At 68.4% G+C, this 13,616-nt stretch carries 12 protein-coding genes and 1 pseudogene; 3 read left to right on the top strand and 10 right to left on the bottom strand.

Annotated elements, in window-relative coordinates; translation table 11 throughout:
• Positions 1 to 4 precede the first annotated feature (4 nt).
• From thrS to paaA, 5 genes are read right to left on the bottom strand one after another with little or no spacing between them, the layout of a single operon-like run.
• A complete protein-coding gene (gene thrS / locus WEB29_05650) occupies positions 5 to 1,810 on the bottom strand; it encodes a threonine--tRNA ligase (protein MEX2136432.1) in 1,806 nt (601 codons plus the stop codon).
• Between the two features lie 23 nt (positions 1,811 to 1,833).
• Complete coding sequence (paaD, locus tag WEB29_05645) at positions 1,834 to 2,355, bottom strand: 1,2-phenylacetyl-CoA epoxidase subunit PaaD (GenBank protein MEX2136431.1); 522 nt, start codon at positions 2,353 to 2,355, stop codon at positions 1,834 to 1,836.
• Complete coding sequence (gene paaC, locus WEB29_05640) at positions 2,349 to 3,119, bottom strand: 1,2-phenylacetyl-CoA epoxidase subunit PaaC (GenBank protein ID MEX2136430.1); 771 nt, start codon at positions 3,117 to 3,119, stop codon at positions 2,349 to 2,351. The genes paaD and paaC overlap by 7 nt, the downstream gene beginning before the upstream one ends.
• A complete protein-coding gene (locus WEB29_05635) occupies positions 3,116 to 3,433 on the bottom strand; it encodes a phenylacetic acid degradation protein PaaB (protein ID MEX2136429.1) in 318 nt (105 codons plus the stop codon). The genes paaC and WEB29_05635 overlap by 4 nt, the downstream gene beginning before the upstream one ends.
• A 16-nt stretch (positions 3,434 to 3,449) precedes the next feature.
• The gene (gene paaA / locus WEB29_05630) at positions 3,450 to 4,367 is read right to left on the bottom strand and encodes a 1,2-phenylacetyl-CoA epoxidase subunit PaaA (protein MEX2136428.1); all 918 of its coding nucleotides are present in this window, start codon (positions 4,365 to 4,367) and stop codon (positions 3,450 to 3,452) included.
• A 102-nt stretch (positions 4,368 to 4,469) separates the two neighbouring features.
• Here paaA and WEB29_05625 point away from each other — a divergent pair, with 102 nt between their 5' ends.
• Positions 4,470 to 4,877, top strand: coding sequence for a TIGR03618 family F420-dependent PPOX class oxidoreductase (locus WEB29_05625; protein MEX2136427.1), 408 nt, complete (start codon positions 4,470 to 4,472; stop codon positions 4,875 to 4,877).
• Positions 4,878 to 4,880: 3 nt separating this feature from the next.
• Here the strand turns inward: WEB29_05625 and WEB29_05620 are convergent, their stop codons facing one another.
• The 4 genes from WEB29_05620 to WEB29_05605 are packed head-to-tail and all read right to left on the bottom strand — an operon-like array spanning position 4,881 to position 8,053.
• On the bottom strand, positions 4,881 to 5,255 hold the full coding sequence (locus WEB29_05620; protein MEX2136426.1) for a DUF2255 family protein: 375 nt from the start codon (positions 5,253 to 5,255) through the stop codon (positions 4,881 to 4,883).
• A complete protein-coding gene (locus WEB29_05615; protein ID MEX2136425.1) occupies positions 5,252 to 5,515 on the bottom strand; it encodes a hypothetical protein in 264 nt (87 codons plus the stop codon). Before WEB29_05615 ends, WEB29_05620 begins: the two co-directional genes overlap by 4 nt.
• Positions 5,512 to 6,465 carry a diacylglycerol kinase family protein gene (locus WEB29_05610; protein MEX2136424.1) on the bottom strand — a complete coding sequence of 318 codons (954 nt, stop codon included), beginning with the start codon at positions 6,463 to 6,465 and terminating at the stop codon, positions 5,512 to 5,514. The genes WEB29_05615 and WEB29_05610 overlap by 4 nt, the downstream gene beginning before the upstream one ends.
• A 37-nt stretch (positions 6,466 to 6,502) precedes the next feature.
• Positions 6,503 to 8,053, bottom strand: a complete 1,551-nt coding sequence (locus WEB29_05605) for a molybdopterin-dependent oxidoreductase (protein ID MEX2136423.1) — start codon at positions 8,051 to 8,053, stop codon at positions 6,503 to 6,505.
• Between WEB29_05605 and WEB29_05600 the strand changes: the two are divergent.
• A pseudogene (locus WEB29_05600) lies at positions 8,052 to 8,492 on the top strand (alpha/beta family hydrolase). The gene WEB29_05605 and the pseudogene WEB29_05600 sit on opposite strands and share 2 nt — an antisense overlap.
• A gap of 145 nt (positions 8,493 to 8,637) precedes the next feature.
• Positions 8,638 to 12,507, top strand: coding sequence for an adenylate/guanylate cyclase domain-containing protein (locus WEB29_05595; protein MEX2136422.1), 3,870 nt, complete (start codon positions 8,638 to 8,640; stop codon positions 12,505 to 12,507).
• 50 nt (positions 12,508 to 12,557) lie between these two features.
• Here WEB29_05595 and WEB29_05590 read toward each other — a convergent pair whose 3' ends face one another.
• A complete protein-coding gene (locus tag WEB29_05590; protein MEX2136421.1) occupies positions 12,558 to 13,535 on the bottom strand; it encodes a hypothetical protein in 978 nt (325 codons plus the stop codon).
• Between the last annotated feature and the right edge of the window lie 81 nt (positions 13,536 to 13,616).

Here is a 13,616-nt window from a genome sequence, read left to right as displayed (position 1 = left end):
TTCCTCAGGGCTGCTCCTCCCCTGGAGCGTACGGCCACAGCTCGCGACGCTCGACCCGCCCGCTGAGGTCCGCGATGAAAGTCGCCAGCCCGATCCCCTGCGTTGATTCGCCGGTCCGAAGGCGTGGGCTGACGGCGCCGGCCTCCTGGTCTCGATCGCCGAGCACCAGCATCACCGGCACCTTCTGCTCCTGGGCGTCTCGCAGCTTGGCCTGCATCCGCTCGGAGCGGTCGTCCACCTCGGCCCGCAGCCCGGCCTCGAAGAGGGCGTCTCGCACCTTGCCCGCGTACTCCACGTGTCGGTCCGCGATCGGGATGACCATGACCTGCACCGGCGCCAGCCACGCCGGGAAGGCCCCCGCGTAATGCTCGGTGATGACGCCGATGAATCGCTCGAAGCTGCCGTAGATGGCGTAGTGCACGACCACCGGGCGCGCGGTCCCGCCATCGGCGGCGCGATACTCCATCTCGAAGCGCTGCGGCAGCTGATAGTCGATCTGCACGGTCGCCATCTGCCACTCGCGCCCCAGCGCGTCGTCGATGAAGACGTCGACCTTGGGTGCGTAGAAGGCCCCTCCACCGGGATCGATGGTGTACTCGATACCGGCCGACTCGAGCGCACCGGCCAGCTGCCCCTCGGCCATGTCCCAGAACTCGTCGCTGCCGAGCTTCTTGTCCGGGCGGGTGGCGAGCTTGAAGCGAGGCTCGAAGCCGAATGGCTCGTATTGCCGCCGCACCAGCCGCAGGGCGAGATTCACCTCGTCGACCACCTGGTCCTCGCGGCAGATGACGTGGGAGTCGTCCTGGGTCAGCTGCCGCACGCGGAACATCCCCGCCAGGGCGCCCGTCCGCTCGTTGCGGAAGAGCCAGCTGTAGTCGGCCAGACGCATCGGCAGGTCGCGATACGAACGAAGCGCGGTCTTGAAGATCAGCATCGACTCGGGGCAGTTCATCGGCTTCAGACCGGCCAGGTGATCGCCGTCCTGGAGCACGAAGAGGTTCTCCCGGAAGTGGCTCCAGTGCCCTGAGGTCTCCCACAGCTCCTTGCGGACCAGGGCAGGAGTCCGCACCTCGACGAAGCCGCCCTCACGGCGGACCTGTCGCGACCAGGCCTCGAGCGCACGCCAGAGCGCCATCCCGCGCGGATGCCAGAACGGGGCGGCGGGCGATTCGGGGTGAAAGCTGAAGAGGTCGAGGTCCCGGCCGATCCTGCGGTGGTCTCGCTTCTTCGCCTCCTCGACGCGCCACACGTAGCGGTCCAGGTCCTCCTGGTTCTCCCACACCGAGCCGTAGATGCGCTGCAGCATCGGCCGCTTTTCGTCGCCGCGCCAGTAGGCGGCGGCCGAGTTGAGCAGCTTGAAGGGACCGATCCTGCCGGTCGACTCGAGATGGGGGCCGCGACACAGGTCGGTGAAGTTCCCGTGGCGGTAGAAGCTGATCACCTCGCCAGCCGGCAGCTCACCGATGATCTCGGCCTTGTACGTCTGCCCCGCCGCCGTCTCGCGGGCAACCGCCTCGTCGCGACCGAGCTCGCTGCGCTCGAACGGCAGCTTGGCAGCGACCTGCGACCGCATCCGCTCCTCGATCGCCTCGAGGTCGGCGGGCGTCAGGGCACGCGGCAGGTCGAAGTCGTAGTAGAAGCCGTCACGGATGGCCGGCCCGATCCCCAGCTTCGCCTCCGGAAACAGCTCCAGGACGGCAGCCGCCATGACGTGCGCGGTCGAGTGGCGCATCGTGTCGAGGCTGTCGTGGGCGCCGGCATCCAGCAGCTCGTCGGCCGCTGAACGGACCTCGTCAGAGTCGATCGCCATGCGGCGAAGGGTAGCGCATCACCTCAGACCGGCTTGAAGGCCTCGAACGGCTGGCGGCAGTCTGCGCAGTGGTAGATCGCCCGGCACAAAGTCGGTCCGAATGGGTTCTCCAGGGTCGTGTTGCGCGAGGCGCAGTACGGGCAGGTCGCAATCGGCAGCACCGTCAGCGAATCGCCGCTGAAGGTTGAGCCGATGGTCACCGGTGGCGCGAATCCGCTGGCGCGCAGGGCCTCGCGTCCGGCTGGCGAGATGCGGTCCGAGGTCCATGGCTCGGCAAAGGTCAGCTCCACCGCAACCTCATCCGCAAGACGCAGATCCGTCAGTCGCTCGCCGATCTGCTGGCGCATCACGTCGATCGCCGGACAGCCGACGAAGGTCGGCATCAGCTCCACCGTGAGGCGCTCCCCGCCGGTCGGCTGCGGCTCGAACGTGAAGCCCCGGATCACACCAAGGTCCACCAGGCTGATCGCAGGGATCTCAGGGTCCGCGATCTGAGCCAGCGCAGCCCACACCGCCGATTCGCGGGTTGGCGCCGCGGCTACCACGTCGCGTCCGCCTCGGAGCCGGACACCATCGTGAACTCGCCATGCAGCCAGGCGAACTCGTCGGTGTGCCGCGTGCGACTGTCGGCATGGGGCCGCTCGGCGTTCCTCGGCACGGGGAGCCCGGCGGCCCCCAGGCGCGCCGAGACGCGCTCCAGCCAGCGTGAGCGAAGCGTTTCCAGTGCCTCCGGCAGGATTCCCGCGGCGACCAGCGTCCCCTCGCCGGCAAGCGGCGCGAAGACCGCCTGGGCATCCCCCCAGAGCTGCTCGATCGCCGCCGCGAGGCGCGTCCGCGACTCCTCACCGCCCTCCGCCAGACGCCGCAGCCAGAGATCGAAATGGAGGATATGGTAAGTCTCCTCGCGTCGCATCTTGACCGCCAGGTCGGCGAGTGGCTGGTGCGCGGAGGCGGCCAGCGACTCGAGGCGCACCGCATCGGCGTGCTCGTACAGGAAGCGACGGGCGATGCTGAAGGCCCAATCGGTGCGTGCATGGTTCATCAGCGCTGCATGCCGGTAGCCGTCAGCGGGACGCCCGAACGCGATCCGATCCGCGTCCTCGCCGGTCAGCTCGGCCAGCAGCTCGTACAGCGCCTTGGCATGCCCGATCTCGTCCTGGCTGACCGAGCTCATCGCGACGTCTTCCTCGAGGATGGGCGCAATGCCGGTCCACTCGGAATCCCAGAAGCCCAGCACGAACTCGTCGTCGGCCATCGCCAGCAGCAGCTCGGCCAGCGCGTCTCGCGTCTCGCGATCCAGCTCGGTCATTCCCCCGCCTCGTCAAGCTGCGGGCTGCCAGCCCGCTCACGAGCTGCCTCGAGCTTGTGCTTGATCAGGAACCCGCCGGGGCGCTTGAACGACCGATCGAACGGCGGTTTGAGGAGATCCGGATCATCCAGCTCGGTGATCGCGTCCCGCGGCACGATCCACAGGCGCTGGCTCTCCTGCCTTCGGCCGTAGAACTCGCGGGCGTAGTGCGTGGCCAGCTCCTCGTCCGGTGCCTTGACGCTGCCGCCGTGGATCATCGGGTCGCCCTCGGCCTCCTGGCGGAAGACCTCCCAGACGCGATCCTTGGAGCCCATTGCGCCGATGGCGGCCTCAGGCCGCCGCGCCGACCGGACCGATGATCGCGTCGCGGACCCACTGCGTGGTGGCGCGGGCGTCGCGCCGGAACTCCAGGCGCTCCTGTGACTTCGGACCGTGGCCGGTTACGACGAAGCGCAGCTCGTCCCAGTCTGGCTCGGTGTAGATCCAGCGACCGGCCTCCTCGTCGTAGGCGAGGGCGGAATCCGGGATCACCAGGCCGAGCTCACGGATGCGGGGCACGTAGATCGACAGGAACTCCTGGCGCAGCTGCTCGTTGCCCTTGGCCTTGATCTTCCAGATCAGGTCGCGGTCCGTGGCCGGGTTGGTGGGAGGGCCATGCATCTGCATCAGCGGGCCCCACCATCGGTCGAGGGCGTCCTGCACCGTGGCGCGCTGGGCATCGGTCCCGTTCATGAGGGTGAGCACCACATCCCGCCCATGCATGATGTGCACCGATTCCTCCCAACAGATCTTCTTCATGGTGCGCGCGTACGGGGCGTATGACGAGTCACGCAGCGCCTGCTGGCTGACGATCGCCGCGGCGTCGACGAGCCAGGCGATGATGCCCACGTCGGCCCAGTTGCGGGTCGGGTAGTGAAAAACGTTGTGGAACTTCGTCTTGCCGTCGATGAGGTCCTGCAGCATCTGCTCGCGGCTCTTGCCCAGGTCCTCGGCGACGCGGTACAGGAGCTGGGCGTGGCCCACCTCGTCCTGGACCTTGCTGGTGAGCGCAAGCTTTCGGCGCAGGGTCGGGGCGCGCAGGATCCACTCCCGCTCGGGGAGCACGCCCATCAGCTCGCTGTTGGCGTGCATCTCGACGAACTTGAGCACCGCCGCGCGGTAGTCATCCGGCATCCAGTCGTCCGGCTCGACCTTGCCGCCGCCCGACACGCGCGCGTAGAACGCATCGGCCCGTGCTGCGTCGTCCATGGCGCCTAGGGTAGCGCAAGACCGATCGAGTGGCAGGCCGCCGCACGAGGCGGTACTGTTGCTCCGTCAACTAGTTCGCAGCAGATCGGACGTCCCGCCCACATGCCAACCGCCATCGAAGAGGTCCCCGTCGAGCTGGTCGACCTGCTCACCGGAAGCACCCTCGGACACGTCACGGTCCTCACCCCCAGGGGAGCCCTCGCCACCCACATCATGTGGATCGATTACGAGGACGGGCACGTGCTGACCAGCTCACGCGTGGGCTCCGCCAAGGGAAGGGCACTGCGCGCCGACCCGCGGATCGCAGTTTCGGTCGTGGACGCGGCCAACCCGTGGCGCTGGGTCTCGATCAGTGGCCGGGTCGTGGAGATTCGTCCGGACACCGGGCTGGCCTTCATCGACCAGCTGTCGCGCCGCTATACCGGGCGGGACTACATGATGCGAACCATGGAGCGCGAGATCTTCGTGATCGAGCCCGATCGGATCCGCTCGGCCACCGGGCGCGGCTGAGCATCAGCGCGGGACGAGCTCCAGGGTCGTCTCGAGGTGCGCGCTGACCATGCTCCGCACGCCATATTGGCCCACGTATTTCACCAGCAGGCCGTCCGAGCAGGCCGCCACTCGATCCGGATCGGCGGCGGCGATCGCACGCACCGCCAGCATCCGACCCGCTACCTTGAGGTGGCAGTCCGGCCGAGACGTGACCTCTCGATACCAGCGTGCGCCGGCGCCACGATAGCTGCGAATCAGCACGCGGCCGGCCGGATCGACCACGACCCAGATTGTGGTGCTGTGCCGCGGGCCTGCCTCGCTCGCCGCGGTTTCGATCCTGATCTTCTGTTCCTCGCGCAGCAGCGCGAGGTCGGCTGCCTCGAAGGCCGAGCTCATCGCAGTTCGTCGTGTGGGGCGCGCTTGAGCGGCCGATGCCACGCTTCGTACGCCGCCTTCCGATCCAGCTCGACCCAGAGCGCGCCGTCCGAGCTGCTCAGTGCATCCCGTGGCACGTACAGGTCAACCGGCAGGATGAGCCCGGTCCGGACCAGCAGGTAGTCGGCGAAGACGGCATCGACCCGGCCGATGCGACGGCCGCGCGGGCCGAGCAGCCGATCGCCCGGCTGGACCTCGACCAGGGGCTCGTGCTCCGTCACTGCACCGGGGTCGCAGCTGGGACTGCGACGCTGACGGCTCCGGGGAGCAGCGTGATCTCCACCGGCACGCTGCCGAACGGCTCCCCGTCGAGATGCACGCGGGTCGTCGCGTCGCCCTCGATGCGAACGCTGCGGGCCCGCACGATCTCGACCTTGGGGTTCTTGAGGTGCCTGGCCTGGTAGATGCCCGGCAGCTCGCGCAGGGCCGCCAGCCTGGACAGGTCGCCGACGAGGCAGACGTCGAGCAGGCCGTCGTCGGTCTCGGCATCGGGGCAGATCTGCATCCCCCCTCCGTAGTACGGCCCGTTGGCGAAGGCGACGAACAGGAAGCGCTGCCCGACCACGCGATCCTCCCCGTCGCCGATGAGGGTCACCCGTAGCTCCGAGTTGCGGTACCGGCGCAGTTCGTTGAGCGTGCCGAGGAAGTAGCCGGCTTCGCCTCGCATCCAGAAGCGCCGATCGACGGCCATCGTGTATGCCACCGCGGCATCGAAGCCGGCGCCCCCGGCCGCCCCGAAGTAGCGCTGGCTCCCGCCTCCGCCCCGCGCGCTGCCAACGTCGAAGGGATGGGTGGTCTCGCCGACGGCGATGGGGAGGCAGGCCATGGCATCGATGGGCAGGTGGACGCTGCGCGCCAGGTCGTTGCCCCGACCGGCCGGGATGATGCCCAGCGCCGGCGGGCCGCCATCGGTCCCGACCCCGGAGGCCAGCAGACCGTTGATCACCTCCTGGATGGTGCCGTCGCCACCGACCGCGATGACCCGGTCGTGGCCCAGGTCGGTGGCAGCCGCCGCGAGACGTTCCGCGTGCCCAGCCTCACGTGTCTCCAGCAGTCGCGCGTCGATCCGCTGCTCCGCCAGCCAGGCCTCGATGTGGGGCACGACGCTGTGCGCGCGACCACTGCCGGCGATGGGGTTGACGATGAAGAGGGGCGCTGTGGGGACTGGCACGCCCCCGATTCTGCGCCGGCCGTCAAGGCGCTCGAGGCTACCCGCCGACCGAGACGCTGATGGTGTGATGGCCGCGTGCGCCATCCGGTTCCGGGCGCGTGACCTCAGCGGTCTGCACCTCTCCCGTCCCATCCGTGGCGCGCACGCTGAGGCTGTGGTCGCCCGGCGTGGCGGTCCAGCGGAAGAGCCACTGCACCCAGGTTGCGTCGGAGATGGGGACCGAGAGCTCAGCTTGCGCCCAGTCCTTGCCGTCGACCTGCACCTCGACCTTCGAGACCCCTCGATCCGGAGCCCACGCAACGCCGGCCACCGCCACCTCCCCGGCGTTCACGGATGCGCCGCGCTTGGGCACGTCAATGCGCGCCTGGGTCAGGATCGGAGCCTCCTTTGCCCAGCCGAGGGGGACCCAGTAGCCGTCGAACGCCTCGAGCGTGGTGAGTCCGATCTTGGCCAGCCACTTGGTGGCCGACACGTAGCCGTACAGGCCGGGCACGATCAGTCGCGCCGGGAAGCCATGCTCGGCCGGCAGCGGGTCCCCGTTCATGGCCACCGCGACCAGCGCTTCGCGATCGGGATCCTCAACCCAGGCGGTGGGGAAGCCTGCCGTCCAGCCGTCGAATGCGTGGCCCACGATCTGGGTGGCACCGGCCTGGACGCCGGCTCGATCGAGGAGCTCCCGCAGCCGGACGCCCTTCCACAGGGCGTTGCCCACCAGGTCCCCGCCGACAAAGTTGCTGACGCAGGCGATGGTGACGTACTGCTCGTGCATCTCCATCGCCAACAGCTCGGCGTAGTTGATGGTGAACGGGCGATCGACCATGCCGTCGACGCTCAGGGTCCACGTCGCGGAATCGACCCGCGGCGTCAGCAGGCTTGTATCGATTCGGTAGAAGTCCTGGTTCTTCACCACCAGCGGGCTGATCCCGGCCACGGCAAGCTCCGATCCCGCGGGGAGCTGAGCAACGGGGTCAATCGCCGCCGGGATGCCTTCGGCGGTGGGCGCCGCCTCCGCCCGGCTGTTGAGGAGCGTGCGACCGATCCCTCCGCCGACAACGGCGCCGGCCGCCACGCCGACCGCCGTTCCGATGAAGCGCCGGCGTCCCCAGTCAGGCATCTCGGCCGTGGGCTCGCCTCGGGGCGTGGCGAGGCGCAGCAGCCAGCCGAGGGCGTAGTACGCGACAACGATCCCCACCGCCGCTGCCACAAGCGCGAGCAGCGGATCGACCAAGGGGTCGCGCAGCGAGGCCAGGAGGCCAAGGGCTGCGATCCCGGTGAAACCGGCATAGGTCCACGGACGGTGATAGCGCGCCAGGATCCCCAGCCCTGCGGCGAGGACGAGCGCCCCGAGCACGATGGCGACGTTGAGCGCGAGCTTGTCGGCCGTCCCGAACAGGTCCACCACGATCTGCTTGGCGCCGGGGGGCTGGAGGGAGATGAGGAATGCGCCGATCTCGAGTACGACCGACGGCGCGCCTGGCAGGATCCCGGCCAGCAGCTCGGTGGCGCCAAGCGCCAGCCCCCCGGCCACGATCCCGGCGAGCGCGGCAGCGCCACGCGACGGGACGGGAGGTAAGGGCGTGCTGGCCATGCCGGCGTCATGTGTACCACGCCTTGGGCTCCCCCGCTCTACGCTTGCTGATGTGGCTCGCCTGTACCTTTCTCACGGCGCATCGGGCAGCGCGACCGGCCTTGCGCCCCAGATCGCCGGCCTGCGGCGGCGCGGCGTCGACGCGAGCGCGGTGCAGCTGCCGAAGGGCCGTGCCGAGCGCGCCGTGCCCGTCTATCTCGCCGCGGCTCCCCCATCCGCCGAGACGGCAATCGGTGGCCATTCCTTCGGCGGCCGCGTCGCGTCGCTGATCGCCGCCGAGCATGAATACGGAGCCCTGGTGCTCCTCTCCTACCCGCTGCATCCGCCTGGGGGCGCCGAGCGATGGGACGAGCGCACGGCCCATTGGCCGCGGATCAGCTGCCCGGTGCTGCTTCTCTCCGGCGACAGGGATCCCTTCGCGAAGACCGGGTTGTTGCGTGACGCCGTGCGGCGCCTGCCCTCCGCCGAGCTGATCGTCTACCCCGGGGTCGGGCACGGCATCGGTCCGGTCTTCGAGGAGGCACTCGATCAGGTTGCCGCGTTCGTGAAATCGACCTCGGTTGACGGCTCGTACACTCATCGCCATGGTCACCTGCCCGAACTGTGGCGCGGAGTCGTCACGCGGCTTCCGTGTCTGCGGTCAATGCGGAGCGCAGCTGGCCGAGAACCGCGCGCCGGAGGAGATCGGGCGCATCGCGACGGTCGTCACCTCCGACCTGAAGGGCTCCACCGCCCTGGGGGAGAAGCTCGACCCAGAGTCGCTGCGGGAGATCCTGACACGCTACTTCGACGAGATGCGGGTCGTCTTCGAATCGCACGGCGGAACGATCGAGAAGATCATCGGCGACGCCATCGTGGCCGTCTTCGGCCTCCCCACCCGCCGCGACGATGACGCGCTGCGCGCCGTCCAGGCGGCGGCCGAGACGATGCGTGTTCTGACGGTACTCAACGACCAGCTCGAAGAGGTCTGGGGGGTTCGCCTCGTCACGCGTACCGGCGTGGCGAGCGGCGAGGTGATCGTCGGCGAGCTGACGGCCGGGGCGCATGTCCTCACCGGCGAGACGATTCAGATGGCCGGGACCATGGAGCAGAACGCGCCACCCCTGGAGGTCCTGCTGGCGGACTCAACCTACCAGCTGGTTGCCGATCAGGTCGAGGCGGAGCCGTACGAGGCGGTCTTCGCCAAGGGCTCCCAGCAGCCGCTCGCCGCTCATCGGCTGCTCACCGTCTCGAGTCCCACTCAGGGGGCGCCCGCCGCAGACGGGCAGGCCGAAGCGGGGGCCCAGATCTGCGGTGTATGTGGCGAGCAGAACCCGATCGAGCACCGCTTCTGTGCCACGTGTGGCACGGCACTGACCGGGCGGGTCAAGTTCCAGGAGAGCCGCAAGACGGTGACGATCGTCTTCGCCGATCCCAAGCCCGCCTCCCAGGACGGCTCCTCTCCGAGCCCTGAGGCGCTGCGCGACGTCATGTCGCGCTACTTCGAAGGGATGCAGCGCGTGCTGGATGGGCACGGAGCCACCATCGAGAAGTTCATCGGGGATGCGGTGATGGCCGTCTTCGGCCTTCCCGTTCGGCACGAGGACGACGCCCTCCGCGGCGTCCGCGCAGCCGCCGGCATGCAGCAGGCGCTGCCCGACCTGAACGCCGCGTTCGAGCGCGATTGGGGCGTGACGCTCGGCAATCACATCGGCGTCAACACGGGTGAGGTCGTGGCCGGCGACGCAAGCGTCGGGCAGCGGCTGGTGAGCGGTGACACCGTCAACGTCGCGGCCCGGCTGGAACAGGCCGCGGGTGCCGGCGAGGTGCTGTTGGGCGATCTCACCTACCGCCTCGTCCGTGGCGCCGTCCAGGTCGAGCCGGTCGCCCCGTTGACCCTGAAGGGGAAGGCCGAGCCGGTCCCGGCCTACCGGCTCACCACGGTCACCCGCCTCACCGAGGCCCACCAGGGCGTTGAGCGCCGTGAGGAGGTGCCGCTCGTCGGCCGGGAGCGCGAGCTGGCCGCTCTCGGCGAGGTCTTCTCCCAGGCGATGGAACACCGGTCCTGTCGGCTGGCGACCGTCGTCGGCGACGCTGGCGTCGGGAAGTCGCGGCTCATCCGCGAGTTCATTGCGCAGCACGCTGGCGATGCCCTGGTCATGCGCGGACGCTGCCTGCCGTACGGGGATGGCATCACTTTCTGGCCGTTGCGCGAGGCGGTGCGCGATGCGGCCGCCATCGCCGACGACGACGTGCCCACCGAGGCCCTCGCCAAGCTGCGCGCGCGGATCGCCGATGTTGCTGTGGTGGACCGCCTGGCCTCCGTCATCGGACTTTCTGACGCGCCGTTCCCTGTGCCTGAAATTTTCTGGGGGGCCAGACGTTTCCTCGAGGAGCTCGCCGCCGACCGGCCCGTGCTGCTGTTCATCGACGACATCCATTGGGCGGAGTCCACCTTCCTGGACCTGATCGGCAACCTGGTGCAGACCGTCGAGGCGGCGCCGGTCATTCTGCTCTGCTCCAGCCGACGGGAGCTTCTGGATCGCGAGGGGGAGTGGGGGGAGACCGCCGGCAGCACACGGCTGGTGCTCGAACCACTCACCGACGCAGATGCCGGTCGAGTCGTCGAAGCGCTGATGGGTGGAACTGGCATCGACCCCGGGCTCGCGACGCGGATCGTCGAGGCCGCCGCCGGGAACCCGCTCTTCGTCGAGCAGTTGTTGTCGATGCTGATCGACAACGGCTCGCTGCACAACGAAGACGGCCACTGGATCACGGTAGGCGACGTTTCGACCCTGAAGGTGCCGCCAACCATGCAGGCCCTGCTCGCCGCTCGTCTCGACCTACTTGACAGGGAGGAGCGAGCTGTCATTGAGCCCGCATCGGTGATCGGGCAGAGTTTCGCTGTGGCGGCGGTCACGGCCTTGGTGACGCCCGAGAACGCCCCAGAGGTGCCAGACCGCCTAGTCGCGCTGACAGGCAAGCAGTTTATCCAGCCAAACCCGGATACCGCCGATGACGGCCTATATCGATTCCACCACGTCCTGCTCCGGGACGCCGCGTACGCAGGCCTCCTGAAGCGTGACCGCGCGACACTCCACGAACGGTTCGTGGAGTGGGCGGAGCCGATCAACACCGCCCAGGGTCGGGTCACCGAGTTCGAGGAGATCCAGGGCTACCACTTAGAGCAGGCGTATCGCTATCTGGTCGAATTGGGCAAGGTCGACGAGCACGCCCGATCCCTCGGCGAGCGAGCGGCAGAGAAACTGGCGTCGGCTGGCCGTCGCGCCTTCGCGCGTGGCGATCTTCACGCCGCCGTCAGCCTGCTGCGGCGGGCGTCCGGCGTGCTGCCGACGGGGAGCGTGGAGCAACTGCGCCTCCTGCCGGATCTCGGCGAGGCACTCATGGAATCGGGGGAACTCGAGCAAGCACAGCTGCTGCTGGCCGACGCCCAGGCTACGGCGGAATCGCAAGGTGACGCATCCCTGGCCGCGCAAGCGGAGCTGGTCAAGCTGCTCGTTAGCCAATACACCGCGGGTGAGGACTGGAGCAGCCGCGTGATGGAGGCGGTGCACCGAGCCATTCCCCTATTCGAACGCGGCGCCAATCATGCTGGTCTCGCGCTTGCCTCCCGCCTGCAGTTCGGCGTCCACGGGACCGCCTACAGGTGGGGACAGGCCGCCCTCGTCGCACGGCAAGTAGTCTCTGAGGCTCGGCTGATCGACGACAGTCGGCTCGAGCGACGGGGAGCCAGTGCATACGCCATCGCAGCCTTCCTCGGGCCTACACGTGTGGATGAAGCCGTACGGCAACTAGAAGTCGCGGCAGAGAGCGTGCATGGCGACCGCCGCACCGAGGGCGTGTTACACACCTACCTCGCCGTGCTGTACGCCATGCAGGGCGACATCCGGAAGGCGCGTCGTGAATATGCCGCTGGTCGCACCATGCTCGAAGAGGTTGGGGCCGGCTTGTGGGCAGCTGCCAGCGCCATGGAGATTGCTCAGGTCGAGGTGCTTGCCGGCAAGCCCAAGGCGGCAGAGGCCATCCTGCGACGGGATCTTGCCACTCTCCAACGTCTAGGCGAGACATTCATCAGCCAGTCGTTGGCCGGCCTGCTGGCCCGGGTTCTGTACGAGCAGGATCGCATCGACGATGCTGACGAGGTTGCAGCGCGCATCGAGGCAGAAGCTGATCCGGATGACGTTGACGCACAGGCACGCTGGCGAGCCGTCCGGGGCAAGGTCGCTGCTAGACGTGGGGACGTCGCGCGGGGACGAGCTCTCGTTGAAGAGGCGGTCGCATTGCGGGCGAGTTCAGACGCTCTCGCGCACAGCGCTGACGCGCTCAGGGACCTGGCCGAGGTGCAGCGGCTCGCGGGCGACGCGAATTGGGAAGCCACGCTGGCGCAGGCGCGCGCGCTTTTCACCGAGAAGGGCGACCTGGCCTCCGTTGCGCGCCTGACCGAGATGTCCTGACCCCGGAGCTGTGGGCTCCGGCGTCAGGCTCGCGATGGGCGTGAATAGCCTCAGTAGGCCTTGACCTGGCCATTCCGATTCAGCCAAAGGGTCGCGAAACTTTCGCCTCCCGAGGAACTCAAAATCATGCACGGGATTTCACTGGCCGACGGCGTTGAACTTGAGCATAGGTCCCCCGGGTGGGCGATCGTCTCGTAGGCCGTGGGGTTCGTGACCGAGTCGTAGCTGTCGAAGAGGTGCACGAAACTCGCATTGCCGATGTTGCCCTTGTATCCAAGCACGACGCTGAACCCGTCGGGATATGGGGCTCCATCGTTGACGGAGATGACCGACCACTGGCCGAAACAGGTGCTGGCGACCGCGGGACAGCTGAAAGTGCCCCCTGGCACCTCACCAACCGTCACTCCGATCAGCCCCGTGGGCGAGGTGACCGAAGTGGACTGCGGGTTGCGGCGGACGTGCAGCACAGGGTTGTCGGCCACAGTTAGGTTATCGCTCGAGGTGTAGGCCCCGGCGAAGTCGCTGGACGGGTCCAGCGTGACGGTGCCGGTCGTCATGTAGTCGTCGCCGTGGCTGTTTCCCTTCCTGTCACCTGCCACGCCGGTGGTGTTGAAGAGGAACCAGTTCAGGCTCACCGAGCCACTGCCGGTGGAGGGCGTGATGTACACCACGCGCACCGTGGCGGTGCTGCCCGCGGGAACAGCGCCGAGCGAGCAGGAAAAGGTCGCTGTGCCGACAACACACGGATCGCCCTGGCTCTGACCTTCGACGCCGTCGAGGATCCAGCCATTGGGTGGTGCCGCGGCGGTCAGGTACAGCTGCGAGATGTTAGACATGCTCGGGAAGTTGTAGAACTCCACGTCAATCGCCACGTTCGCGCCTGGCGTGACTGAGCCGGGGACTGCGGTGGCGGTGACGGTGACATTGGCAAGCTTGCCGAGCGCGGGCGTGATCAGGCTGCTCAGCAGTAGGCCGGTCGTGATCGCGAGGATGATGGACAGGCGGATGGGTCGGCGGCGAAGGGACATCGGGTGTTCAGTCCTCGGTAGGCTGTCCAGAGTGCCTGCCGGGCAGGCAGGGCATGGACAGATCGGCGCGTAGTCTACCGT

Source organism: Chloroflexota bacterium (assembly GCA_040902225.1).
Taxonomy (GTDB): domain Bacteria; phylum Chloroflexota; class Limnocylindria; order QHBO01; family QHBO01; genus CF-167.
The sequence above is the reverse complement of the archived record's forward strand: the minus strand, read 5'-3'. Positions and strand labels throughout refer to the sequence as shown.

What these genes read in the sequence shown, in the direction of transcription:
- WEB29_05595 (MEX2136422.1), top strand. Translation starts at nt 8,638, where the DNA reads ATGGTCACCTGCCCGAACTGTGGCGCGGAGTCGTCACGCGGCTTCCGT.
- thrS (MEX2136432.1), bottom strand. Translation starts at nt 1,810, where the DNA reads ATGGCGATCGACTCTGACGAGGTCCGTTCAGCGGCCGACGAGCTGCTG.
- WEB29_05635 (MEX2136429.1), bottom strand. Translation starts at nt 3,433, where the DNA reads ATGGGCTCCAAGGATCGCGTCTGGGAGGTCTTCCGCCAGGAGGCCGAG.
- WEB29_05605 (MEX2136423.1), bottom strand. Translation starts at nt 8,053, where the DNA reads ATGGCCAGCACGCCCTTACCTCCCGTCCCGTCGCGTGGCGCTGCCGCG.
- WEB29_05590 (MEX2136421.1), bottom strand. Translation starts at nt 13,535, where the DNA reads ATGTCCCTTCGCCGCCGACCCATCCGCCTGTCCATCATCCTCGCGATC.
- paaA (MEX2136428.1), bottom strand. Translation starts at nt 4,367, where the DNA reads ATGGACGACGCAGCACGGGCCGATGCGTTCTACGCGCGCGTGTCGGGC.
- paaC (MEX2136430.1), bottom strand. Translation starts at nt 3,119, where the DNA reads ATGACCGAGCTGGATCGCGAGACGCGAGACGCGCTGGCCGAGCTGCTG.
- WEB29_05620 (MEX2136426.1), bottom strand. Translation starts at nt 5,255, where the DNA reads ATGAGCTCGGCCTTCGAGGCAGCCGACCTCGCGCTGCTGCGCGAGGAA.
- WEB29_05625 (MEX2136427.1), top strand. Translation starts at nt 4,470, where the DNA reads ATGCCAACCGCCATCGAAGAGGTCCCCGTCGAGCTGGTCGACCTGCTC.